Raw genomic sequence first — 23832 nt, forward strand, 5'->3', positions numbered from 1 at the left:
TGATGTCGTGTCGCCTGCTGCAGTCTCAGCGAAGGCAACGGGCGCGGTGTCTCGAAGGAGAAAGACGAAGTGCAGGGCGAACGGTGGCCAATGCTCGTGAGGGAAGCCGTCGGCGTCGAGCTGAAGGTTGGCCTTCCACGCGGAGCGCGGCAGATCAGCGCACGGATCGCGTCCAGGTTGCGGCTGGTCGAAGTCGGGAAATTCTTGTCCGACGACGGTTTCAGGCCGGCGGGGAGAGGTCGGACAGGTCGACGGGAGACCACGCGCCGTATTTAGTCGCGAAATAGCCGACAGCCGCACTGAAGGGGCCGCCGTATTCAGCGACCTCAACGTCGGCTGCGGCATCAAGCTTCGCCCTGGCCATGCGCTCCAGCTCAGCGTCGCCGATGAGCCGGGCAAGGATAGTGGCCTGTACCAGGCCGCTGGCTGCGCCCGAGAAGCGCGTCGCGACGATGCCGTCACGTCGCCACTGGCCTGGCTCATCACCCGTGCCGGCGAGCAGTACGCGGGCCAGCTCGGCACGGTCCTTCAGGAACCACAGCATCCTGCTGGCGAAGCGCTGGCCCTCGGCAACCAGCCTCGGTTCGAGCCGATCATCAATCCACGGCCAGGCGTATTCGCCCCGGCGACGGCGCTCAGGCGGATTGCCCTCCACGACGAGCTCGTCCTGCACATCGAACACGGCCATGAACACCGTACCTGGCGCAAGGCGGTCCAGTTCGTCGTCAACGGCGTAGACACCCCAGTTGAGCACAGGCCCGGTGCCGCGACTGACGTTCACGGTCCGGCGTAATCCTCCGTCGAGGTAGACGGCTGCGATCGAATGTCGAGTACGAAAAATATGGGCCGGTTCGGGCAGCGCCCATGCCACCCGCAGCTCAGTGAACACCTGCTCAAGTGGGCGTCGCCGTCGCCTCGTCACACCCGCAACGGTACGCGATCATGCCCGAGCCGACTCCGAGCGCGGACACGCGCTGTCATCGGCAGACCCGCACGCCGAGCAACTGCTGGGGACATCACGCTGCGTAGAGCGCGGATCGCGGTACGAGCGAATGTCAGCAATGATGAGGCGTTCGGTCGGAAGCGGGTGATGATGAGGCGACCAACACTGTTCCTGACTGTGGGACTCCCATGCACCGGGAAGACCACTGCTGCTCGGCGCATCGAGATCGAGCAGAAAGCACTTCGTCTCACGAAGGACGAATGGGTGAAGGCTCTCTACGGGCACGAGAATCCGCCATCGGCTCAGGACGTGATCGAAGGACGGCTCATCCAGATCGGGCTGCGCGCCCTCGAACTGGGCAACAACGTCGTGATCGACTACGGCCTCTGGAGTCGAGACGAGCGCTCCGCTCTCCGCCAGGCAGCAGCAGACCTGGGAGCGACGGTGGAGATGCGCTACTTCGAACTCACCCCAGCCGAGCAGCGCAGGCGACTTGATCAGCGCCAAGCCGAAGCGCCACACACGACTTGGCCTATGTCCGACGAGGAACTCGCCGAGTGGGCTGCCAACATCGACATCCCAACGCCAGGCGAGCTCGACGGCAGTGAACCCATTGATGACCCACCGGCTGGATTCGCGACATGGGACGAGTGGCGCAGACACCGCTGGCCGCCATCGGTCTCCTGACGCCGGGTCATTGGTCGGTGGTCCAGACCGTCGGCGATGAGGTTGGCGTTCGTTTCATGGCCCGCGGCTTCCTTGCGGACCACAGCCATCGCGCGGATTGCGGCAGACATCCCGCGCTCGCTGTCCAGGCTTCTCCGCGGACGGCGGGGCTGCGATGATCAACGGATGGAGCTTCTGCTCGATCCACCGCACGGGGTCGGTCCGCTCAGGCTTGGCATGACGTCGGGCGAGGCGCAGGCGGCGCTCGAAACGTTCGGTCCGCTGAAACCGACCGCCTACGGTGAGCTGGCTGTGCACTTGCCGAGCGGGCTTGGGTTCAGCGTGGGCTTCGGCGTCGGAAGGACGCGGGACCGGGTCAACGCGATCGAGGTGTGGCGTCCGCACGAGCAGGACGTCGTTCGGTACCGCGGCGTTGATATCTTCGGCTTGCCCGCGCTGGAGGTCGTGCAGCGGCTTCGTGGCCATATCGACCTCGTGCCCAACGAGGACGATGACGGGTTTACCGCGCGAGATGTGTACCTCGCGATGTGGCGGCCGTTCGCGGCGGATGACGACCCCGATGAGACGCAGGGTTACTTCTTCCAGTCGGTCCTCGTGGCCCGGCCGGGCTACGACGACACTCCTGCCGAAGCAGCGGCTCGGCTGGCCGCTGGCGGCGAGCCCGGTTATTGATTCACCTCACCCTGACCTGGAGTGCACGTGACGCCCTCCAGGACGATTGTGGCCGACCACGGCTGGGTCTTCCCCGCGCCCAGTGAGGAGCCGTACCAGTCACTCCACTCCCTGGCCTGGTAACGGCGTCTCGACCGGCCAGCAGGGAGTCTGTTCCAAGAACCGACCCGACAGAACCCATGAGATCCGGATGCCGCCTCAACGACCGGCCCGCTGCAGATCCGTGCGCCCACGCGAGACCGGCGGGTGTCAGGGACGGGGTTCTCTGGCTCATCGTGCTGTCCCGTAGCGCTGCCTCGCTATACGGCAACAGCGGAAGATGCGGATGCCATGAAATCCAGGCTCAGCCAAAGGTGGAGCGCCGTGGGGTGGGCGCCAACATCGGCGCCACGGCAGTGAGATCTACGACCGGGACGGACGGTGCGACGAGGTTCACGGCGGCAATGAGCGCTGCGGGGTCCACCTTGAATCCGTTGGTGGAACGGCTTGCCGCCACTACGTCGGCCGGGACGTGCCAGATCATCCTCACCGCGTTGGCCGGGATCCGCTGCGGCAGCGGGGCCGGCCCGTCATGGCCCTGCAGGCCGACATAGGTCTCGGTGAACAGCAAGATGCGCACGCGGTACAGGTAGACCGCCGAGATGTCCGACCAGGCCACGAAATCGGTCATCGCCCGGTACAGCGGCGGCCGTCCACCGAACTGTATTCCGTTCCGATCAACTCGAAGCCCGATCTTGCCGGTGAGCGCGGCGTGGCCGTAGAGCGCGAGCAGGGTGGCGGATGCCGCGTAGCAACCGGCGCCGACGACCAGTCCCAGGTCATCGGAACCGTCCACCGCCAGCGCGACGGTGCCCGCGATCAGACTGGCCAGCACCAGCCCCCAGATTGTCGGGCTCACGCGGTACCGGGCCTGATAAGGCACTGCCGACTCGTCGATCATGCACGCATCATGCCCGCCGCCGATCACGCGGGCAACCGGGGTGCGCGTGTGCCGGCCAGGAGTGCGTATCGATACGCGCTCCACCTGAACTCGGTACTGCGTGCCTGCCTCCTTGGCCCGGGCAGCACTGCGGCGCTCATGCACGATGTGATGAGATTTCGCGATGAGCGACGAGCAGCTCGCGGTAACGTACTCGCTTTACCTTGCCCTCCGAGGAGGCCGCTCGGACGGTGGCCGACGAACTCGCGCGGCGCGGGCATCGGCTGGTTGCCGTGCGCATCGTCGATCACTTCAGCTTCGATCCGACCAGCTGGTGGTACGGCAAACCGGGCATGCGGCCTGAGTTCACGGGCTGGTGGGATGTATTCAGTGTGTTCTGGGATCCCTCGCGCCCGGCGGAAGTGATCCCAGCGGCCGAATCGGCGGCGGTCAAGGCGATCGCTCGCCGCCATGGCGGCGTCGCAGACGGCCCTGGCGGTGGACTCGTGTCCACGGTGCTCGATGCATTCACCCGCGTCGGACTCGTCCACGAACTTGCCGACGATGAGGTCGTCCGTCGCCTGGCCGCGCTGACAGAACCCGCCATTCCGCCTCGGCCGGGACCCCGCCCAGCGGCACGGCTGGCATACCGAGCCAACCGTGACGAGCACGCCGAGATGGCAGCGATCGCCGAGCGGCTGACCGCCGACGAGGAGCCGGCCGACGGTGCGGTCGACGATGCCCGGGACGATGCCTGGGACGAGGAGTGGGCCGATGCCGGCGACCTGCTCGGCGCCCTCTTCGATGGCGCCATGCACCAAGGCACCTGTTATCCGCATACCGCCAGCATGGTGCCTACGTTTGTCGCACTGGCCACGGACGAGCGGATAGGCGATCGCTACCACGCCTGGATTCTCATGGACCTGTTCATGATTGCCACGGTGGGCCGGCGCGACTTGTCGGCTCTTGCCGACACCCGGCATGCCTTGGGCCAGCCGCAGGAGGAAGCGCCCGAGGCTGTCGCGGCCCGTCGGGCGGTAGCCGATTCCCTCGCGCGGCTCACCGCGCGATGGGATACGGAATCCGAGCTGGGGCAGTTCTTTCTTGCCGCGCTCGTTGCCGCCTGTCCCGAGGCCGGGGCTCCCCTGCGGCCGGCGATCAAGCGCCTGCGGCAGGCGAACGCCGGCACTGCTCGGGACGTGACGGTACGGCTTGTCGAAGCGCTTGCCGATGCTGATCCGCAACTGATCGAGGATGTCCTGCGCGATATCAGCGCCTGGAACGCCGACCTCGTTGCGGACCACAGCCCGTACGCCACCGCCGAGCAGCGAGGCCTCAGCGTTCTGGAGGACTTGATCAGCCAGGAACTTCACGGCATTTAGACACGGACGCCCCTGCCCGGAAGGTCGCCCGCCTCGGCGACGCCCGCGCGGTGCCGGGCGTCCTCGCGGCCCTGGACGGCGGCGTCGACGCGTGGCGGGCCGTGCAGGTCGCCGGGTGCCTGCCGCACGCGGTCGACCGGCTCGTCCCGCGCCTCGCCGAGCACCTGCGCCGCGCCGACCTCACCGGCCGGCGCGACGAGATGAGCGCCCGCGCGGCGCTGCGCGCGATGTCGGCCCTCGGCGACCCGTCCGCCCTGCCCATGATCGTCGAGACCCTCCTCGCAGCGGTACGCCATGAGGCCTGGGGCATCACCACCTCCGCCCTGCAGGCGCTGACGGTCCTCGGCTCGCCCGGCGCCGTGGCGCAGCCCGTTCTCGCGGCGATCCGCCCGCTGACCGCCGCCGGCACCGACCACTTCGTGCGCGAGGCGGCGGTCCCCGCGCTGTGGTCGGCCGGAGGCGACCCGCGGGAGGTCACGCCGTTGCTGTACGACCTCCTCGAGTCGCCGATCTACTACCACCGCACGACCGCGGCCGAGCTCCTCGCCGAGGTCGGCGAGCGCGCCGCGCTGCCCCGGCTGCGCGAGCTCGCGACCAGCGGCGGCGAGTGGATCGAGATCGCCGGCGCGGAGGCGGTCTGGCGCCTCGGCGGCCCGCCCGAGGCACCGCTCGTGCTCGAGCGGCTGCTGCGTGCGTGGGCGAAGAACGGTGCGACGGCCAACGACGTCACCGACTGCCTGGACCGCATGGGCCCGGCCGCCGCACCCGCCCTGCCACAGCTGCGCGCGGAGCTCGCCCGCCCGCGGCGCGGCGGCCACATGGACACCATCGAGAACGACGAGTCCCTGCAACGCACCTGCCGCAAGCTGGTCGAGCGCCTCGCTACGGTATGAACCGCACCTCGGGGAACGCGGGGCTGGGCCCGTCGAGGAGGCGCGCCGGCCGCCCGCGCAGGTGCCGGTCGAAGAAGGCGAGCGGGTAGGCCCGCTGGATCGCCACCGCCCGCCCGGGGTCGAGGGTGCCGATCCACTCCCGCAGCTCCTCGTCGCTCATCCCGACGATGGCGGCGAACTGCGGCATCAGCGCCTGGAGGTCGACGTAGGAGCGGTGGACCGCCCCGTCGGCCTGGATGTTGCGCCGCCAGCCTTTCAGGTGCGACCAGAGCTGGGCGACGCTCGGCTCCGCGGCCCGGGTGAACTCCGCGGTCATGAGCATGAACGGCCGGTCGAGGTCCGCCGTGATCTCCGGCTGCATCGGCCCGTCGAGGCTCAGCCCGGCCCGCACCCGCCGATCGGCGAGCATGACGAGCGCGGTCGCGGTCGCCCCTTTCGACCACCCGAACATCCCGACGCGCCGCGGATCGACCCCGCCGCACAACCCAGCCGGCAGCCTCCGCCCGTCCGCGTCCGGGTTGCGCCCCCGCGCGAGGTCCTCGACGCAGTCGAGCACGAACCGCACGTCCGCGGCGAAGTCGGCCGGCCCCAGCGGGTCCACCGGCGTGATGATCCGCCCGTCCGGAAACCTGCTGAACGCGTCGCCGGTGTGGTCGACGGTGACCACGACGTACCCGTGACTGGCCAGTTCCTGCACCACGATCGTCGCGTCGCCCCGATGGTCGTGCGCTCCGTGCGAGAACACGACGACGGGCAGCCGCTCCCCGCCCCGCCAGACCGGCGCACCGGCATGCCCGGCGGTGACCGGCGCCGCCACCGCATCGCCCGGGAACCCGGCCGCCTCCAGGAACACGGTCAGCAGGTCGGCCGCCATCCACGGCGCCGGCGCGTACCGTTGCGTGTCCCGCGCCGGGTACCAGACGCTTGCCATGAGCTCCCGGTACCGGTTCGTCGTCGCGAGAGGATCGCGCCGCGACCGGTCCACGAGTCGCAGCGCCACGGTCCCCACGGGGAACGCCCCGGTCGGCCCCGGCAGCGTGAGCGGTGCCGCTTCGTGCACGGCCGCCGCCGCGCTGTCACGTCCGGCCAGCCCGAACGGCACCGCGACTCCCGCCGCGATCGCCGCCCTGACCAGGCTCCTGCGTGTCATACGTGCCATAGCCCCTCCCCGAGTCGGTTCATTCGCCGAGTGTATACACTGAGGATATACACTCGGATAGTAGTCCGATTACTCGATTTATCGGGGAACGGCGGGTCTTAGCCGCTGAGCTTCGGCAGCGGGAGCAGCGACGTCAGGCCCGGTGTCGGCAGCGGCAGGCCCGGTACCGACGGGATGACCTGGGTCGGCAGGCCCGGGATCAACTGCCCCGGTCCGCCGGTTGGGGTGCCCTGCCCGCCGCCGCCCGGTGTCGGCTGTGGCGTGGCGCCGGGGGCCTGGGTCGCGGTCGGCGCCGGGGTCTGGGTCGCCGGGGTGGCGGGCGTCGTCGCGGTGGCCGCCGGTGTGGGCGCGCCCGGCAGTGAGCGGCGCAGTTCGTCGATGCGGTCGAGCAGGCGCTGCCGTGCCGCCGGGTCGTCGACCTGCGCGGCCTCGTGTGCGGCGGTGTCGAGCTTGCGGCGGGCGGCTTCGACGTCGCCGGTCGCGATCGCCTCCTCCGCCTCGGCGATGGCCTGGCGGGCGGCGCGTTCGTGTGCCTGCTCCGGGTACAACACCTGGGTCAGTGGCCACAGCGGACCGTCCGGGCCGGACTGGCGCGCGCCGACCGCGGCGCCGGCCAGTAGCACGGCCGCCGCGACGGTCCCGGTGAAGGCCCTTCGCAGGCCCCGCCCCGGCCGTGGGACTCGCCGCCAGCCGTTAGGCGGCATTCCGGAAATGTCCGAAACGGAGGCCGGCGCGCCGCTGCGAAGGGACGGCGCACCCGCGTCCAGGGCGACCGGCGTCTCGACCGTCGCGCCCGCGTCCAAGCCCGCGCCCGGGTCCGCGCCTAAGCCCGCGCCCGCGTCCAAACCCGCGGCCAAGGCGACCGCCACGTCCGTGCGCAGCGGGGGCAGGTCCGCGGCCAGGTCGGCGCGCCAGTCGGTGAGCAGGCCGGCCAGCGGGTCGGCGTCGGTGTCGGCGTCGAGCGAGTCGCCGAGGGCCAGAGCGTCAAGCAGGGCATCGTCGGCCTGGATCGTGGACAGCTCGACGGGCGGGTCGCCTCCACGGCCCGGCACAGCGTCGTTGCGATCCGTCATGCCGCCACCTCGCCCAGGGTGTCGCCCGCCAGGGTACGCAGGCGCGCCAGCGCGCGGGACTGCGCGACCCGCACCGCCGGCGCCGACATGCCCACGATCTCGCCGACCTCCTCCGCCGACAGCCCGGCCGCCACGCGCAGGACCACGATCTCGCGCTGCTGCTCCGGCAGGCGGGCCAGGAGGCCGGAGAGGCGGCGGGCCAGGTCGGTGCTGACGGCCTGCTGCTCGGGTCCGGGCGAGGAGTCGGGGCGCTCGTCGAGGCCGTCGACGGGCGCGGTGCCGGCGGACCGGGCCGCGGCCCGCTGCGCGTCGGCGACCTTGTGCGCGGCGATGGCGTAGACGAAGGCGGTGAAGGGGCGGCCCTGGTCGCGGTAGCGGGGGAGGGCGCGCAGCAGGGCGAGGCAGACGTCCTGCGAGACGTCGTCGGCGGTGGTGTACGCGCCGCCGATGCGGCCCAGCTTCGCGCGGCAGTAGCGGACCACGCCCGGGCGCAGGGCGGCCAGCAGCGCCGCCGTGGCGTCCGGGTCGCCGTGCACGGCACTGTGCACAAGATCGTCGGTCATGAGCAAACAGACACGCCTTCGCGCTGGGGGTTACCGCAAGGTATCCGTCGCGGCCCGAGACCACCACTCGGGCGAAGAAATTTTCGAGAAAGGTGTTACGCGCGCCGGCCCTCCTGCGATGTCAACCACGAGAGGAGGCGTCGATGGGTGTCGAGGTCCGTGTCGAAGGGCTCGCGAAGTCCTTCGGGACACAGCCGGTGTGGCAGGGCGTGACGCTCACCCTGCCGGCGGGGGAGATCTCGGTGCTGCTCGGCCCCTCGGGTACCGGAAAATCGGTCTTCCTGAAAACCCTCGTCGGCCTGCTGCGGCCCGACCGCGGCGCGATCTGGGTCGGCGAGCGCGACCTGACGCGACTGCGGGAGCGGGAGCTGTACGAGGTGCGCAAGCTCTTCGGGGTGCTCTTCCAGGACGGCGCGCTGTTCGGGTCGATGAACATCTACGACAACGTGGCGTTCCCGCTGCGCGAGCACACCCGCAAGCCCGAGCGCGAGATCCGCGGGATCGTCGCCGAGAAGCTCGACATGGTGGGGCTCGCCGGCGCCGAGGGCAAGCTGCCCGGCGAGATCTCCGGCGGGATGCGCAAGCGGGCCGGGCTCGCCCGGGCGCTCGTCCTCGAACCGCAGATCGTGCTCTTCGACGAGCCGGACTCCGGGCTGGACCCGGTCCGCACCGCCTACCTCAACCAGCTCATCGTCGACCTCAACCAGCGCACCGGCGCGACGTTCCTCATCGTCACCCACGACATCAACACCGCCCGCACGGTGCCGGACAACATCGGGCTCATCTACCACGGGCACCTGGCGATGTTCGGGCCCCGGGAGATGCTGCTGTCCAGCACCGAGCCGGTGGTCCGGCAGTTCCTCAACGCGCAGCGGATCGGCCCGATCGGCATGGCGGAGGAGAAGGACGCCGACGAGCTGCGCGCCGAGGCCGACGCGGGCGCCGAACCGCCGCCGCTGCCGCCGATCCCGCTGCAGCTGCGCCCCACCGACGGCGGGGTGCGCCGCGCCGAGCGCCCGCCGGGGCAGTGGTGCGCGGCCAACTACGTCGTCCCGCCGGAAGGGTCGTTCCAGCAATGACAGCCGCCGGGCTCTTCTTCGCCTTCGCCTTCGACGCGCTGCGCGGGCTGTTCCGCCGCCCGTGGCAGTTCCGCGAGTTCGTCCAGCAGGCCTGGTTCGTCAGCTCCGTGTCGATCCTGCCCGCGGCGCTGGTGTCGGTGCCCTTCGGCGCCGTCATCGCGCTGCAGCTGGGCTCCCTGGTCAGCCAGCTCGGCGCGCAGTCGTTCACCGGCGCCGCGGCCGTGCTCGCCGTCGTGCGCGAGGCCGGGCCGATCGTCACCGCGCTCATCATCGCCGGCGCCGGCGGCTCGGCGATCTGCGCCGACCTCGGCGCGCGGAAGATCCGCGAGGAGCTCGACGCGATGCAGGTGCTCGGCATCGACCCGCTGCAGCGGCTCGTCGCGCCCCGCATCGCCGCCACGATGCTCGTCGCGGTGCTGCTCAACGGGCTCGTCAGCGTCGTGGGAGTGTCCGGCGGGTACTTCTTCAACGTCGTACTGCAGGGCGGCACCCCCGGCGCCTACCTCGCCAGCTTCCAGGCCCTCGGGCAGCCGCCCGACCTCGTCGTCGGCGAGCTCAAGGCCCTCGTGTTCGGCGCGGTGGCCGCGCTCGTCGCCTCCTACAAGGGCATGACCGCGCGCGGCGGGCCGAAGGGCGTCGGCGACGCGGTGAACCACAGCGTCGTCATCACCTTCATGCTGCTGTTCGCGCTCAACTTCGTCATCACGGCCGTGTACTTCCAGATCGTGCCGCAGAAGGGGAGCTGACATGGCGGTCCTTCGTCGCCTCGACGACCTCGGGGGGCAGCTCGCGTTCTACCTGCGGGCGTTCTCGTGGGCGCCGCGGACGCTGACACGGTACAAACGGGAGATCGTCCGCCTGCTCGCCGAGGTCAGCTTCGGCGGCGGCGCCCTCGCCGTGGCCGGCGGCACCGTGGGCGTCATCTGCTGCATGACGTTCTTCACCGGTACCGAGGTGGGCCTGCAGGGCTACCAGGCACTCGACCAGATCGGCAGCAGCGCCTTCACCGGCTTCGTCTCGGCGTACTTCAACACCCGCGAGATCTCGCCGCTCGTCGCCGCGCTCGCGCTCTCGGCGACCGTCGGCTGCGGCTTCACCGCCCAGCTCGGCGCCATGCGCATCAGCGAGGAGGTCGACGCGCTCGAGGTGATGGCGGTGCCGTCGCTGCCGTTCCTGGTGACCACGCGGATGATCGCCGGGCTCGTCGCGGTCGTGCCGCTGTACGTGGTCGGGCTGCTGTCGAGCTACCTGGCCACCCGCACCATGGCCATCGTCTACTTCGGACAGTCGGCCGGCACCTACGACTACTACTTCCACCTGTTCCTGCCGCCCGGCGACGTGCTGTGGTCGTTCGGCAAGGTCCTCGTCTTCAGCGTCATCGTCGTGCTCGTGCACTGCTACTACGGCTACACCGCCGGCGGCGGGCCGGCCGGGGTCGGCGTCGCCGTCGGGCGGGCCGTGCGCCTCGCGATCGTGTCGGTGAACGTCGTGGACTTCTTCCTGTCGCTGGCCATCTGGGGCGCGACGACGACCGTGCGGATCGCCGGATGAGCCGCCGGCTGCTCGGCGTCGCGTTCGTGCTGCTGCTCGCGGCCGGGCTGGGCCTCGCCGTGCTGCAGTACCGCAAGGCCTTCGACGACGTCGCCTGGGTGACCCTGCGCGCGGCCCGCACCGGCCTGCAGCTCAACCCCGGCGCGGAGGTGAAGCTGCACGGCGTCGTCGTCGGCGAGGTGCGCACGGTGACGTCCGACGGCTCCGGCGCCCGGCTGCGCCTCGCCCTCGACCCGGCGCTGCTGCCCCAGATCCCCGCCGACGTCAGCGCCCGGCTGCTGCCGAAGACCCTGTTCGGCGAGCGGTACGTCGCCCTCGTCCCACCGGCGCTCCACGGCGGACGCGCGATGCGCGACGGCGACGTCATCGGCCAGGACCGCAGCGCGAGCGGCGTCGAGCTGGAACGGGTCCTCGACGACGCCCTGCCGCTGCTGCAGGCCATCCACCCCGACAAGCTCGCCACCACGCTCGGCGCCCTCGCCACGGCACTGGAGGGCCGCGGCGACCGGCTCGGCGACGACCTCGTGACGCTGGACGCGTACCTCGCCGCGCTGAACGAGCAGATGCCGGCCATCGCCGAGGACGTGCGCCGCCTCGCCGCCGTCCTCGACGTCTACGACGGCGCCCTGCCGGACCTGCTCGCCATCCTGCGCGACGCCTCGGTCACCGCGACCACCGTCGCCGAGGAGCGCGAGCAGCTCGCCACCTTCTACGCCGACGCGACGGAGGCCGCCGACGTGACACGGCTCTTCCTCGAACGCCACGGCGACCAGCTCATCCAGGTCGGGGACGTGAGCCGGCCCGTGCTGGAGCTGCTGGCCGCCTACGCACCGGAGTACCCCTGCCTCATGCGCGGCCTCGTCGCGCTCCAGCCGCGCGTCGAGCAGGTCTTCGCCGGCGGCCGGATGCACATCACGCTCGAGATCACCCGCGACAACGGCCCCTACCGCCCCGGCGACGAGCCCGTCTACGGCGCCCGCAACGGCCCCGACTGCCGCGGCCTGCCCAACCCGGCCGTCCCCGCGCCCCAGACCCCCATCAACGACGGCTACGACTACGGCGCCGCCCGGCCGCCCGCCGCGAAGCTGCCCGTCGGCACCGTGCCCGGCACGACCGCCGCGCTGCCGTCGGCCGACGCCGGCACCGCCGAGGAGCGCCGGCTGCTGCAGCCGCTGCTCGGCGCCGCGATGGGCGTGCCGCCCGCCGAGGTGCCCGACATCGCCGTGCTGCTCTGGGGACCCCTGCTGCGCGGCGCGGTGGTGAACGCCAAATGATCCGCCCACTGCTCAAGCTCGCCGCGTTCGCGCTCGTCACCGTCGCGCTGACCGCCCTGCTCGCGCAGACCCTCGGCGCGTTCGGCGGCGGCGGCACCCGCTACCGGGCCCGCTTCGCCGACGTCACCGGTCTGCTCGAGGGCGACGACGTGCGGATCTCCGGCGTCAAGGTCGGCGAGGTCCGCGACATCAAGGTCGTCGACGACACCGCCGCCGAGATCGCCTTCACCGTCACCGGCGACATCCCGCTCACCACGAGCGTCCGGGCCAAGATCCGGTACCGCAACCTCGTCGGCCAGCGCTACGTCGCCCTCACCGAGGGCCCCGGTGACGGCACCCCGCTGCGCGCCGGCGGGCTCATCCCGCAATCGCAGACCACGCCCGCGCTCGACCTCACCGTGCTGTTCAACGGCTTCCGGCCGCTGTTCACCGCGCTCACATCGCAGGCCGTCAACCAGCTCGCGTACGAGATCATCCAGGTCCTGCAGGGCGAGGGCGGCACCGTGGCGAGCCTGCTGCGCGCCACCGCGTCGCTCACCGGCACCCTCGCCGACCGCGACGCCGTCATCGGCCGCGTCGTGTCCAACCTCAACGCCGTGCTGTCCACACTGGACGACCACCGCGACGACCTCGACACCGTCATCGCCCGCCTGCAGCAGTTCGTCTCCGGCCTGTCGGGCGACCGCGCCGCGATCGGCGAAGCCCTGGCCGGCCTCGGCACGCTCACCGGCGCCACCGCCGGGCTGCTACAGGACGCCCGGGCACCGCTCGCCGCCGACGTCGACGGGCTCGGCACCGTCGCCGGCACGCTCAACGACAACGCCGCGGTCATCGACCGGACGCTGGCCGACCTGCCGCAGCGCTACGCCGGGCTGACCCGCGTCGCCTCCTACGGCTCCTGGTTCAACTTCTACCTCTGCGACTTCGACGGCACCGTCACGGTCGCCGGCACGAAGCTCAACCCGGCGACGTTCAGCTCGCCGGCCGCCCGATGCGCGGGTGCGGCATGAAACGCCTGCGCGAGCGCCACCCCGCGGCCGTCGGCGCCGCCGGCCTCGCCGTGCTCGCCGCCCTCGTCCTGGGCGCCTTCAAGATCGACGCGATCGCGGCGCTCACCGCGACCGCCTACCGGGCGGCGTTCCGCGACGCCAGCGGCCTGGCCCCCGGCAACGAGGTCCGCGTCGCCGGCGTGCGCGTCGGCCAGGTCACCGGCGTCGGCCTGGCCCGGGCTCCTTCGGGCCCGTACGTCCGGGTCACCTTCCGGGTCGACGACGACGGCGTGCGCCTCGGCACCGCCACCGCCGCCACGATCCGCATCAAGACCGTGCTCGGGCAGAAGTACCTCGCCCTCGCACCCGCCGGCCCCGGCCGCCTCGCCGAAGGAGCCGAGATCCCCCTCGAGCGCACCGCCGCGCCCTTCGACGTCGTCCAGGCCGTCACCGGACTCGCCGACACCCTCGACCACATCGACACCACCCAGCTCGCCGACGCCTTCACCACCATCGCCCAGGCGTTTGCCGACACCCCCGGCAGCGTCAAGGCGTCCCTCGACGGGCTGTCGCGGCTGTCGCAGACCGTCGCCGACCGCGACGCCGAGCTGCGCGCGCTGCTTGCCCGGGCGCACGAGGTCACCGCCGTCCTCGCCGCCCGCGACGAGGAGTTCCGCAAGCTCGTCGCCGACGGCTCGGCGCTGCTCGACGAGGTCAGCCGCCGCCGCGACGCGATCCACGACCTCCTCGTCGGCACCAACGCCCTGGCGACCCAGCTGTCCGGCATCGTCGCCGACAACCGGGACCGGCTCGAACCCGCGCTGCAGCAGCTGCGCGGCGTCGTCGCCATCCTGCAGCGCAACCGCGACAACCTCGAGCAGACCATCGCGCGCATGGGCCCGTTCGTCGCCGCCTTCGCCAACGTCGTGGGCAACGGACGCTGGTTCGACTCCTACCTCGCCGGCCTGCTGCAGCCCTACGTGCCCACCACCGGAGGCCGCTGATGCGCACCCGCCGGCTCGTCGCCCTGGCCGCCGCCGCCGCGGTCGCCGCCGCCCTGTTCCTCTACCTCCCCGGCCACCCGCAACGGCGCCTCGTAGCCCACTTCGCCCGCACCGTCGGCATCCACCCCGGCTCGTCGGTCCGCGTCCTCGGCGTGCGCATCGGCGAGGTCACCGCCGTCACACCGCAGGGCGCCACGGTCCGCGTCGAGATGCGCTACGACGCCGAATGGCCGATTCCCGCCGAGGCGCAGGCCCTCATCATCCCGCCCAGCGTCGTCAGCGACCGCTACGTGCAGCTGACTCCGGCGTACACCGGCGGCGCCACCCTCGCCGAAGGAGCCGACCTGCCCGTCGCGCGCACCGCGGTACCGATGGAGATCGACGACATCTATCGGGCGCTCGACGAGTTCAACCGCGCGCTCGGCCCCGGCGGCGCGAACGCCGACGGCGCCCTCACGGATCTCGTCGCCGCCGGCAAGGCCAACCTCGACGGCAACGGCGACGACCTGCACGCCACCCTCGACGGCCTCGACCGCGCCCTCGGCACCATCGCCGACGGCCGGCAGGACCTCTTCGGCACCCTCGTCAACCTGCAGGAGCTCACCACCGCCCTGGCCCGCAGCGACGCGCAGGTCCGGATCTTCAACCAGCGCCTCGCCGACGTCGCCGGCCAGCTCGCGGGGGAGCGCGACGACCTCGCCGCCGCCCTGCGCGGCCTGGCCACCGCGCTATCGCAGGTGACCGGGTTCATCCGCGACAACCGCAACGCGCTCAAGTCCAATGTGGACGCCCTCGCCGACGTGACCGGCATCCTGGTGCGCCAGCAGAAGGCCATCATCGAGATCCTCGACGTCGCGCCGCTGGCCGTGTCGAACCTCAACCTGGCGTACAACGCCCGCTCCGGCACCCTCGACACCCGCGACAACGCGCTCGGCCCCTACGACGCCGCCACCTACGTCTGCGCCGCCATCGCCGACGCGCTGCCTGCCGCGCAGATTCCCAAGGAATGCCTGGCCCTTGGCTCCGTGCAAAAGGTTCCGGCCCCGGCGCCCGTCACCCAGACCCCCTCCGTCACCCAGACCCCTTCCGTGCCGCAGGACCTCACGCTGGGCGGCATCCTGGCGGGCACCCGATGAGGCGCGCCGCGATCGGCCTTGCCGCGTTGGTGCTCGCCGCCGGCGGATGCGAGCTGCCGGGGGGCGCGCCGTCCGGCGACGGCTACCGGGTGACCGCCGAGTTCGCCGATGTCCTGGATCTGGTACCGCAGGCCGCCGTCAAGGTCGACGACGTGACCGTCGGCAGCGTCCAGCGCATCTCGCTGTCCGGCTGGACCGCGCGCGTCGAGCTGCGCATCGCCCGGAACGTGAGCCTGCCCGCCAACGCCACCGCCGCCGTGCGCCAGACCAGCCTGCTCGGCGAGAAGTACGTGGCCCTCGACCCGCCTGCCACCGAGGCGCCCCACGGCCGGCTCGCCGACGGCGCCGTCGTTCCGCTGAGCCGCACCCGCCGCGCCGCCGAGGTCGAGGAAGTCCTCGCCGCGCTGGGCATGCTCCTCAACGGCGGCGGCCTGGCCCAGCTCAGGACCATCAACGAGGAGCTGTCCGCCGCCCTCGCGGGCCGCGAGCCCGAGGCCCGCGACGCCCTGCACCAGCTCGACGCGTTCGTCGGCGGCCTCGACGCGCAGAAGGCCGACATCGTCCGCGCCCTCGACGCCCTCGACCGCCTCTCCGGCTCCCTGGCCAGGCAGCGGGACGTCATCGGTACCGCGCTGCAGTCCCTCGCGCCCGGCCTGACCGTCCTTTCGGAACAGCGCCGGCAGCTCACCCTCGCGCTGACGGCGCTCGGCGACCTGGGCAAGATCGGCACCCGCGTCGTGGAGCAGAGCCGCGAGGACACCCTGGCGTCGCTGCGCGCCCTGCAGCCGATCCTGCAGCGCCTCGCCGAGGCCGGCGACGCGCTGCCGAAGTCCCTCGACTTCATGCTCACGTTCCCGTTCCCGCCCAACGTCAGCGGCGCGATCGTCGGCGATTACGTCAACCTCGGCGCCACCGCGGACCTGGACGCCACGACGATCCTGTCGAACCTCCTGATCTCCGCTCCAAAGCCGGCTCCCGCCAAGCCTTCGTCATCGTCGTCCTCCTCTTCCTCCTCTTCCTCTTCTTCGCCATCGGGCGCCGGTGGGAAGCCTCCGGCAGTGCTGCCGCTGCAGTGCCTGCCCCTCGACGGCGTGCTCACGCCGGGGTGGAAGCCGCCGGACGGCTGCGGCCTGCCGAAGGACTGCATCCTCATCCCGCCGGGCACCGCCGCGCCGCCCGGGAGCCTGCGCCCGCCCGGCGGCATCGTCCCGCCCGGGACCGTGTTCCCGCCCGGCACCGTCCTGCCGCCCGGCTTCGCCCTGTCGCCGGCCTGCCTGCTGCCCCCGGTCACCGGCGCGATCACCGGCAACCAGGGCGGCCTCGGCGACGTCCTCGGAGGGGGCCTGCTGCCGTGATCCGCCGCTCCGCCAAGCTGCAGGTGCTCGCCTTCCTCGTCGTCGGCGTGCTCGGCATCGTGTACGTCGGGCTGACCTACGTCGGCCTCGGCGACCGCCTGCTCGGCCGCGGTACCACCGTCTACGCCGACCTCGCCGAGGGCGGCGGCCTGTTCGCCAACGCCCCCGTCACCTACCGCGGCGTCCCCGTCGGCCGGGTCGAACGCGTCGCGCTCCACGAGGGCGGCGCCCGCGCCCGCCTGCACCTCGACGCCGGCGTCCGCGTCCCCGCCGGCACCCGCGCCGTGGTCTCCCAGCGCTCCGCCGTCGGCGAGCAGTTCCTGGACCTTCGCCCGGACTCCGACACCGCCCCGTACCTGCGCGACGGCTCCGTCATCCCGCGCGAGCGCACCGGCACGCCCCTGGCCCCGGAGACCCTCCTCGCGAACCTCGACGCGCTCGTGCGCTCCGTCGACCCGCAGGCCCTGTCGACGGTCATCGACGAGCTCGGCACCGCCTTCGAGGGCGACGCGCAGGCCCTGCGCCGCATCCTCGACGCCGGCGAGCTGATCCTGCGCCAGGCCTCCGGCACGCTGCCGCAGACCCGCACCCTCATCGACGACGCCCGCACCGTCCTGGCCACGCAGGAACAGTCCGCGGCCGCCATCCGCCAGTGGGCCGCGGGCCTGGCCCAGATCGCCGCGACGCTGCGCGCCGCCGACCCGGACCTGCGCCGCATCATCGCCGACGCCCCGCCCGCCGCGCAGGAGCTCGTCGCCCTGCTCGACGACCTCGACCCGCAGATCGGCACCCTGCTGGCCAATCTCATCGCCGTCGACGGCGTCGCCGCCCGCCGGCTGCCCGGGATCGAGCAGTTGCTCGTGGTGTACCCGCTGGCGGTCGCCGGCGGCTTCACCGTCACCCCCGGCGACGGCACGGCGCACCTCGGCCTGGTCCTGAACGTCAACAACCCGCCGCCGTGCGAGCACGGCAAGGGCATCCGCTGCACCGGCAACGCCCCGCGCCCGGGCGGCGGCGACCCACCCCCGCCGTCGTCCACGGTGACCGGTGACGACGGCAACCCGTTGCTCTTCGGCTCCACCGGCGGCCAGTACGCGCTCGCCGGCGACCAGTCCTGGAAACAGCTGCTGTTGTCGGGCCTGGCCCCCTGATCCCTGGAGGTATGACGTGTCCGCTGACTCGAAGCACGCCCTGCGGCTGGTCCGCGGCGGCGCCGCCGACGACGAGCAACGCCTGCCGCCCCGCAGCGTCCGCCGTCGGGCCGCCGTCCGCCGGCGGATCTCCCACCGCCGCGACCCCATCACGGCCGCCCTGGAGCACCTGGACGAGGAGCCCGTCCTGGACCCGGCGGCACCCCCCGAGCGGACCCGTCGCTCTGTGTCGACGGCACTGCTCGCGGCCCTGCTGTGCGCGCTGCTGGCCGTCGCCGGCGTCTTCGCCTACCGCTGGTACGGCGACCGCACCCTCGAACGCGCACACCAGCAGGCCGTGGCGGCCGCGAAGCAGACCACGGTCGACTTCGTCTCGGTGAGCGCCGCAACGGTCGACCGCGACCTGCAGCGCATCGTCGACGGCGCCACCGGCGACTTCCGCGATGAGTTCGTGCGCGGCCAGCCCCAGGTCCGCGCCGCGGTCGTCGAGAACAACGTCGACTCGCGCGGCACCGTCCTGCGCGCCGCGCTGCTGTCGGGCGACCGCAGCAACGCGGTCGTCCTGGTCGCGATCGACGCCACCGTCCGCAACGCGAAGTCCCCCGACGGCCGCGCTTCGCACTTCCGCATCCAGCTCGACCTGACCCACGACCGAGCGTCCGGCCGCTGGCTGGTCGCCAAGCTGCAGTTCGTCGGCTGACTCTCTTCGAAGGGCCCTGCCATGCCGAAGCTCAAGCCCCTGCTCACCGCGCGGCGCCGCCGCCGGTCGACGGCCGCCCTGCTGCTCGCCATCGTCCTGGCCGCCGGCGCCGGCGCCCTGTCCTGGTACCAGCACGACGCGGCCCGCTCCCGCGAGACCGCGGCACGCCAGTCCCTGGCCGCCGCGACTCCGGCCGCCCAGGCGATCTTCTCGTACGACTACCGCAGCTTCGACGCCAGCACCGCGAACGCCCGCACGTTCATCACGGGCGAGTTCGCCGAGGAGTACGCGAAGACCACCGCGGCTTTGAAGGCCAACGCGGTAGCGGAACAGGCAATCGTCCGCGCCGCGGTCTCGTCAGCGGGCGTGATCACCGCAACCCCGTCCAGCGTCGACCTGCTGTTGTACGTCGACCAGTACCGCCGCAACACCAACATCACCGGCGAGAAGGTCGACCAGAACCGCGTGGTACTGACGATGATCCGCACGTCGGGCACCTGGAAGGTCTCCCACGCGGTAGCCCTCTGACCCGGCCTACCGGGTGCAGAGGTTGATCGCCACGCCGATCGGGACGGACGATACGGCTCAGTCGCCGCGGACGACCATGTCCGCGCGGGTCTGGGGTGCGGTCGTGCGGATGTAGTGGTCCTCGGCCGCGCGCCAGCGCGCGATCCACTCCGGCGGGTTCTCGCCGCGGTCGCGCACGCGGCGCAGGCAGGTCTCGCGCGGGGTGTCGACGTACGCGGTGAGTCCGTAGTACCGCGCCAGCTCCGGGCGGGCCGTGTACACGCCCTCGACGACGACCACGGTGCCCGCTGCGATCTCGTGCCAGGGGCCGAGGTCGCCGGTCTCCCAGTCGTAGCTGCGGTAGCGGGCGGGGCGGCCGGCGTGCAACGGGGCGAGGACCTCGTCGCGGAGGCGTTCCCAGTCGAAGTACCGCCAATAGCCCTCCTCGGCGCTGAGGCGCTCGCGCTCCGGCTCCGGCATCGGGCGGTAGAAGTCGTCGCCGTGGACGATCGTGGCGCCGTCCAGCAGGGCGGCCACCGCGGCGGCCACGGTGGTCTTGCCCGAGCCGCCGGCGCCGTCGATGGCGACGATCGTGGCGCCGGGCAGTCCGCGCACGGCGGCGGCGATCGCGTGGGCCGGGGGCGGCGGGTCGGCGCGGCGCACGTCCGGGTCCGCGGCGTCGTCTTCGGTGGCCGCCACGACGAGCTCGTCGACGGGCTCGTCCATCATCCAGGCGGCATCGCGCATCGCGGCGACCTGGCCCTGCGGGAAGGGGTGCTCCCGCAGGGCGTCCAGCTCGTTATCGGGCATCGGCGCAGCGTACAGGGTCAGGCCGGCACGAGCTGCCACTGCTGGTTGGCGCCGCCGTTGGCGCTCCACTGCACGACCGCGGCGCCGTCGGCGGTGGCCTGGCCGTAGACGTCGGCGAGCAGGCCGGTGGCGACGCCGACGATGGTGAAGTACCCGTCGGCGGACGGGCGGAGGTACCACATCTGGTTGGTCCCGCCGTTGGCCGTCCACTGCTGCAGCGGCAGGCCGGCGGTCGTGCTGCCGCCGTTGACGTCGAGGACCTTGCCCGTCGGCACGTAGCGCAGCGTGTAGGCGCCGCCGGGGGCGGTGGCGACCGTCCACGCACCGGCGCCCGTCTGCTGGACCACGGCCGCGCCGTCCGCGGTCGCGTTGCCGGCCACCGCGAGGGGCTTGCCGCTGTTGCGGTTCACGATGCGGTAGTTGGTGCCGGCGGCCGGGGCGGTGGCGATCTCGAACCGGTCCACGGTGGACCAGCGGGTGCCGGTTGCGCGCACCCGCACGGTGTGGGTGCCCGAGGCGAGGCGCGGGCTGGTCCAGACGGCGACGTCGCCGGTGCGCGCCGCCGAGTACTCGTCGACGAGGGTCTCGGCGCCGCCGTCGACGGAGACGCCGACGACGCCGTGGCCCGGGTCGGTGACGGCGTGCAGGGTGACGCCGGTGCCGACGAAGGTCAGGGTGGCGGTGTCGCCGGCCACGTTGGTGTAGGAGTTGGTGCCGAGATAGGGGCCGGGCTCGCCGGAGGCGTGGCCCCACGAGCCCGAGTAGACGACGCGCGGATCGGTGTCGTCCACATTGGACCCGGCGGAGCCGAGGCTGAGGTACTCCACCGAGTCGGTGAACATCGTGGCGCCGTTCTTCGTGGTGGACAGGGTCAGGTAGACCCGCGAACCGGTGTCCGGCGTGGTGAAGGAGATCGGCTGGGCCACGCGGGAGCCGAGCGGGACCGTCAGCGCGACCGAGCCGGACGCGACGAGCGCGCCGTCGGGGCGGTCAAGGCGGGCGGACCACACCAGGCCCACGGCGGTGCCGGAGAAGTCGTCGTTGAAGACGGTGACGGTACGCGTGACCGGCGCGCTGTAGGCGTAGGAGTCCACGGCCTGCGGCAGCGGGAACGTGCCGGAGGCGTCCGAGATGCCGGAGGCGGACCAGTAGGGCAGGTCGATCGCGGCGATCGGGTGGAACCCGATCTGGATGCGCTGGATCTGCGGGTTGGACCACGGGTCGGGGAGATTGTCGGCGCCGTAGATCGGCCGGCCGCCTTCCTCGGGGACGAAGTCGGTGGTGCGCACGCCGGGCACGAAGCCGGCCCAGCCGGACAGCAGCGTGTACGGGCGCAGGTCGCTGGCGTCCTTGCCGCGCTTGGCGGCCGTGAGGGTGGCGAACCACTCGAAGCCCTGCTTGGTGTTGCACTTGGGCCAGATGAACTCGGTCTCGCCGTCGGGGCGGCCGGGCGTGGACACGACGCGTTCGGTGTAGGCGCCGAGGCCGTCGAGGTAGTGCGGGAACGACGCGAAGTTGGCGTAGCGCATGTTCGGGTACTTGTTCGGGTCCTCGCCGTCGACGATGACCGGGCGGGTGCCGTCGTTGCCGTTGACGGCGGCGTAGAGGTCCTGTTCGAACTGTTCGGTGTCGCCGCTGAGGCCGGGCTCGTTGCTCTGGCTCCAGCGCGTGACGGCGGGGTGGTTGCGGTCGCGCAGGACGAGGGCGCGGGCGTGCCCGACCATGTTGTCGTGGCCGGCCTGGAAGTCCTCCAGGCCGTTGGAGCCGCGGATCGCGGTCTCGTCGACGAGCATCAGGCCCATCTCGTCGGCGACGTCGAGCATGTACGGGCTGGCCGGCTCCTGATGCACGCGCACGACGTTGTAGTTGAGCCGCTGGTAGTTGTCCACCGCCTGCGGCCAGCCGCCGTTACCCGGCGACGGCGGCAGGAACCCGGGCAGCGTGTCGTAGGCGTCGCCGGCACCGCCGTTGTTGATCCGGTCGTAGTCGGCGCCCTGCAGGTTGTCGCCGCGGTAGTTCACCCGCACGCCGTTGAGGTAGTAGTACTCGCCGTTCTGCGTGCTCTCCCGGAACCCGAACCGGTACAGCGCGTCGCTGGCGCGCCCGTCGTCGGTCGCGGCGTGCACGGCGAGGCGGTGCAACTGGGCGCGGTATCCGGACCGGTAGGGCACGTTGGGCCACCAGTAGGAGGTGGTGCCGAGGTTCCAGGCGACCGGGCCGACCGTGACCTTGGTCGTCGTGCGCGCCGGGACGGACACGGTACGGCTGGGCAGCCCCGGATAGGCGAAGGAGGCGCCGTTGTCCGAGGAGAGCGACCCGGTCAGCGTCACCGTCCGGGCACTGGCCGAGGTGTTCGTGACGGACACGTCGTAGGTGAGGGTCTGGTTCGCCACGGACGTGCGGATGAAGGTATCGCTGACGTACACGGCCGGATAGACCCGCAGGAACGCGGACCGGAAGATGCCCTGCGGCACGGCCTCGGACCACTCGGCCGCCGTCGGCACCAGATACTTGCCGTTGGCCGCGTTCTTCAACGCGCCGCGCCCCTTCACATCCACCGAGATGGTGTGCGTCGTGCCCGGCGCGGCGAACGCGGTGATGTCGAACTTCGACGGGGTGAACGCCGTCGTCTGGGTCGCCACCACCCGCCCGTCGACCGACAGCGTCGCCTCATGGTTCACCGCACCGAACTCGATCCACGCCGACTGCGGCTGCCCCGAGTCCGGCACCGTGACCGTGCGCGAATAGACAGCCCGGGTGACGTCGGTGAACCCCTGCTTGTACCAGCCGCCGCCCGGCACCGCGATCGACGTCGCCGCCCGGCCCTGCGGCGTGAACGACCACTGACCGGCCAGGTCGACGGAGGCGACGGCCGCGTTGCCGGCGGTGAACCCGTCGACGGAGGGTGTGGCGGCCGAGGCGGCGGGCGGCGCCGCGACGACCGCGACGGCGCCGCCGGCGACGAGCGCGGCGGTGAGGAGGGAACGGCTGCTGCGGCGCATGGACACCCCTTGGGTGGATCCGTCGGGAGCACGGCCGCCGCGCCGCGCGAGTCGCTTAGACTGGGATAAATGTTAGCGCTCTCAATCGTCCGGTCAAGGGGACTCGCGGTTTGAGACTTTACCGGCCCGACTTTCGGTCAGCGTGACGAAAGTCTGCCTCGGTGGTTCAGCGGTACGATGAAGCCTCATGCATGTGGAATTCGCCCTCAGTGACGAGGACCGCCGCGCGCTCGGCGCCTGGGCCGCGGACTGTGCGGAGCGGGTGCTGCCGCTGTTCGAGGCGCGGCGGCCCGACGACCCGCGGCCGCGAGCGGCGATCGACGGTGTGCGGGCCTACACCCTCCACGGGCGGCGCACGGCCCGGCTGCGGGCGGTCACCTGGGCGGCGCACGCGGCCGCGCGCGAGGCCGACGACCCAGTGGCCGCAGCCGCGGCCCGGGCGGCGTCCTGCGCGGCCGCGGGACCCTACACGCGCGCCCTGGCCATGCCGCACCAGGTGCGCCACGTCCTGTCGCCGGCGCTCTACTGCGCCCGGGCCCGCGAGCTCGCGGCGGGCGGGGACACCGCCGCCGGCGACGACGAGGTCCGGTGGGCGATCCGGCACGCCTCCCCCGGGATACACCGGATCGTGGAACTGCTACGCCACCTCCACGCCGGCCTTCGCGGCTGACGGCACGCCGCGCCAGACGGCGGCGGACATCGCGAGGAGCCACACGCACCACGCGACGTACCCGGCGAAGTTCGTCAGGCTCGCCGCCGCCGGCCCAAGCGGGATCAGCACGCCCGTGGCGATCAGCGCCGCCGACGCCGGCGAGGCCGACGCGGCCCGCGCCCTGCTCGCCTCCGCCGACGAGCTGGCCGCGACGATCCGCCACCTCGTCGACGACCCCGACCGCATCGACGCCCGTCGCGCCCGCGCCGTCATCGCCCCTGCGCCGTAGGCCACGGCGCCGACGCCGGCCTCGGCGTCGCGTCCAACTGGG

25 protein-coding genes are annotated in these 23832 nt (G+C 72.3%); 17 read left to right on the forward strand and 8 right to left on the reverse strand.

What is annotated here, in order from left to right:
* Positions 1-220 precede the first annotated feature (220 nt).
* A complete protein-coding gene (locus ABD901_RS40325) occupies positions 221-889 on the reverse strand; it encodes a hypothetical protein (RefSeq protein WP_345135730.1) in 669 nt (222 codons plus the stop codon).
* A gap of 204 nt (positions 890-1093) precedes the next feature.
* On the opposite strand from ABD901_RS40325, the gene ABD901_RS40330 reads away from it, so the two are divergent.
* Both ABD901_RS40330 and ABD901_RS40335 read left to right on the forward strand, forming a co-directional pair.
* On the forward strand, positions 1094-1630 hold the full coding sequence (locus ABD901_RS40330) for an ATP-binding protein (protein ID WP_345135813.1): 537 nt from the start codon (positions 1094-1096) through the stop codon (positions 1628-1630).
* Between the two features lie 165 nt (positions 1631-1795).
* Positions 1796-2302, forward strand: a complete 507-nt coding sequence (locus ABD901_RS40335; protein ID WP_345135732.1) for a hypothetical protein — start codon at positions 1796-1798, stop codon at positions 2300-2302.
* 343 nt (positions 2303-2645) lie between these two features.
* Here the strand turns inward: ABD901_RS40335 and ABD901_RS40340 are convergent, their stop codons facing one another.
* Entirely contained in the window at positions 2646-3242 is a 597-nt protein-coding gene (locus ABD901_RS40340) for a hypothetical protein (protein WP_345135734.1), read from the reverse strand.
* Positions 3243-3472: 230 nt separating this feature from the next.
* Between ABD901_RS40340 and ABD901_RS40345 the strand changes: the two genes are divergently transcribed.
* Both ABD901_RS40345 and ABD901_RS40350 read left to right on the forward strand, forming a co-directional pair.
* A complete protein-coding gene (locus tag ABD901_RS40345) occupies positions 3473-4603 on the forward strand; it encodes a hypothetical protein (protein ID WP_345135736.1) in 1131 nt (376 codons plus the stop codon).
* 50 nt (positions 4604-4653) lie between these two features.
* Positions 4654-5496, forward strand: coding sequence for a HEAT repeat domain-containing protein (locus ABD901_RS40350; RefSeq protein ID WP_345135738.1), 843 nt, complete (start codon positions 4654-4656; stop codon positions 5494-5496).
* Here the strand turns inward: ABD901_RS40350 and ABD901_RS40355 are convergent.
* From ABD901_RS40355 to shbA, 3 genes are all read right to left on the reverse strand, one after another.
* Entirely contained in the window at positions 5486-6655 is a 1170-nt protein-coding gene (locus tag ABD901_RS40355; protein WP_345135740.1) for an alpha/beta hydrolase family protein, read from the reverse strand. The two genes, ABD901_RS40350 and ABD901_RS40355, sit on opposite strands and share 11 nt — an antisense overlap.
* 98 nt (positions 6656-6753) lie before the next feature.
* The gene (locus tag ABD901_RS40360) at positions 6754-7728 is read right to left on the reverse strand and encodes an anti-sigma-D factor RsdA (RefSeq protein WP_345135742.1); all 975 of its coding nucleotides are present in this window, start codon (positions 7726-7728) and stop codon (positions 6754-6756) included.
* A complete protein-coding gene (gene shbA, locus ABD901_RS40365) occupies positions 7725-8291 on the reverse strand; it encodes an RNA polymerase sigma factor ShbA (protein ID WP_345135744.1) in 567 nt (188 codons plus the stop codon). Before shbA ends, ABD901_RS40360 begins: the two co-directional genes overlap by 4 nt.
* 143 nt (positions 8292-8434) lie before the next feature.
* Between shbA and ABD901_RS40370 the strand changes: the two genes are divergently transcribed.
* The 11 genes from ABD901_RS40370 to ABD901_RS40420 are packed head-to-tail and all read left to right on the forward strand — an operon-like array spanning position 8435 to position 19058.
* Positions 8435-9370 carry an ABC transporter ATP-binding protein gene (locus tag ABD901_RS40370; RefSeq protein WP_345135746.1) on the forward strand — a complete coding sequence of 312 codons (936 nt, stop codon included), beginning with the start codon at positions 8435-8437 and terminating at the stop codon, positions 9368-9370.
* Positions 9367-10116: an MlaE family ABC transporter permease gene (locus tag ABD901_RS40375; RefSeq protein WP_345135748.1), complete on the forward strand. Its 750-nt coding sequence runs from the start codon at positions 9367-9369 to the stop codon at positions 10114-10116. Before ABD901_RS40370 ends, ABD901_RS40375 begins: the two co-directional genes overlap by 4 nt.
* A gap of 1 nt (position 10117) precedes the next feature.
* Positions 10118-10921, forward strand: coding sequence for an MlaE family ABC transporter permease (locus ABD901_RS40380; RefSeq protein WP_345135750.1), 804 nt, complete (start codon positions 10118-10120; stop codon positions 10919-10921).
* Complete coding sequence (locus ABD901_RS40385) at positions 10918-12195, forward strand: MCE family protein (protein ID WP_345135752.1); 1278 nt, start codon at positions 10918-10920, stop codon at positions 12193-12195. The genes ABD901_RS40380 and ABD901_RS40385 overlap by 4 nt, the downstream gene beginning before the upstream one ends.
* Complete coding sequence (locus ABD901_RS40390) at positions 12192-13205, forward strand: MCE family protein (RefSeq protein WP_345135754.1); 1014 nt, start codon at positions 12192-12194, stop codon at positions 13203-13205. Before ABD901_RS40385 ends, ABD901_RS40390 begins: the two co-directional genes overlap by 4 nt.
* Positions 13202-14188 (forward strand): MCE family protein, encoded by a 987-nt coding sequence (locus ABD901_RS40395; RefSeq protein WP_345135756.1) that lies wholly within the window; start codon positions 13202-13204, stop codon positions 14186-14188. Before ABD901_RS40390 ends, ABD901_RS40395 begins: the two co-directional genes overlap by 4 nt.
* On the forward strand, positions 14188-15324 hold the full coding sequence (locus tag ABD901_RS40400) for an MCE family protein (protein ID WP_345135758.1): 1137 nt from the start codon (positions 14188-14190) through the stop codon (positions 15322-15324). The genes ABD901_RS40395 and ABD901_RS40400 overlap by 1 nt, the downstream gene beginning before the upstream one ends.
* The gene (locus ABD901_RS40405; protein WP_345135760.1) at positions 15321-16679 is read left to right on the forward strand and encodes an MCE family protein; all 1359 of its coding nucleotides are present in this window, start codon (positions 15321-15323) and stop codon (positions 16677-16679) included. The genes ABD901_RS40400 and ABD901_RS40405 overlap by 4 nt, the downstream gene beginning before the upstream one ends.
* On the forward strand, positions 16676-17830 hold the full coding sequence (locus ABD901_RS40410; protein ID WP_345135762.1) for an MCE family protein: 1155 nt from the start codon (positions 16676-16678) through the stop codon (positions 17828-17830). The genes ABD901_RS40405 and ABD901_RS40410 overlap by 4 nt, the downstream gene beginning before the upstream one ends.
* Positions 17831-17846: 16 nt before the next feature.
* Positions 17847-18530, forward strand: coding sequence for a hypothetical protein (locus ABD901_RS40415; RefSeq protein WP_345135764.1), 684 nt, complete (start codon positions 17847-17849; stop codon positions 18528-18530).
* Between the two features lie 21 nt (positions 18531-18551).
* On the forward strand, positions 18552-19058 hold the full coding sequence (locus ABD901_RS40420) for a hypothetical protein (RefSeq protein WP_345135766.1): 507 nt from the start codon (positions 18552-18554) through the stop codon (positions 19056-19058).
* 57 nt (positions 19059-19115) lie between these two features.
* Here ABD901_RS40420 and ABD901_RS40425 read toward each other — a convergent pair whose 3' ends face one another.
* The gene (locus ABD901_RS40425) at positions 19116-19847 is read right to left on the reverse strand and encodes a uridine kinase family protein (RefSeq protein WP_345135768.1); all 732 of its coding nucleotides are present in this window, start codon (positions 19845-19847) and stop codon (positions 19116-19118) included.
* Positions 19848-19864: 17 nt separating this feature from the next.
* Positions 19865-22849: an RICIN domain-containing protein gene (locus ABD901_RS40430; RefSeq protein WP_345135770.1), complete on the reverse strand. Its 2985-nt coding sequence runs from the start codon at positions 22847-22849 to the stop codon at positions 19865-19867.
* A 187-nt stretch (positions 22850-23036) separates the two neighbouring features.
* Here ABD901_RS40430 and ABD901_RS40435 point away from each other — a divergent pair, with 187 nt between their 5' ends.
* Entirely contained in the window at positions 23037-23519 is a 483-nt protein-coding gene (locus ABD901_RS40435; protein ID WP_345135772.1) for a putative immunity protein, read from the forward strand.
* Here ABD901_RS40435 and ABD901_RS40440 read toward each other — a convergent pair.
* The gene (locus ABD901_RS40440; protein WP_345135774.1) at positions 23487-23630 is read right to left on the reverse strand and encodes a hypothetical protein; all 144 of its coding nucleotides are present in this window, start codon (positions 23628-23630) and stop codon (positions 23487-23489) included. The genes ABD901_RS40435 and ABD901_RS40440 overlap by 33 nt on opposite strands.
* 4 nt (positions 23631-23634) lie before the next feature.
* On the opposite strand from ABD901_RS40440, the gene ABD901_RS40445 reads away from it, so the two are divergent.
* Positions 23635-23790 carry a hypothetical protein gene (locus ABD901_RS40445; RefSeq protein ID WP_345135776.1) on the forward strand — a complete coding sequence of 52 codons (156 nt, stop codon included), beginning with the start codon at positions 23635-23637 and terminating at the stop codon, positions 23788-23790.
* Positions 23791-23832 lie beyond the last annotated feature (42 nt).

The organism is Dactylosporangium darangshiense (assembly GCF_039537565.1).
Lineage (GTDB): Bacteria > Actinomycetota > Actinomycetes > Mycobacteriales > Micromonosporaceae > Dactylosporangium > Dactylosporangium darangshiense.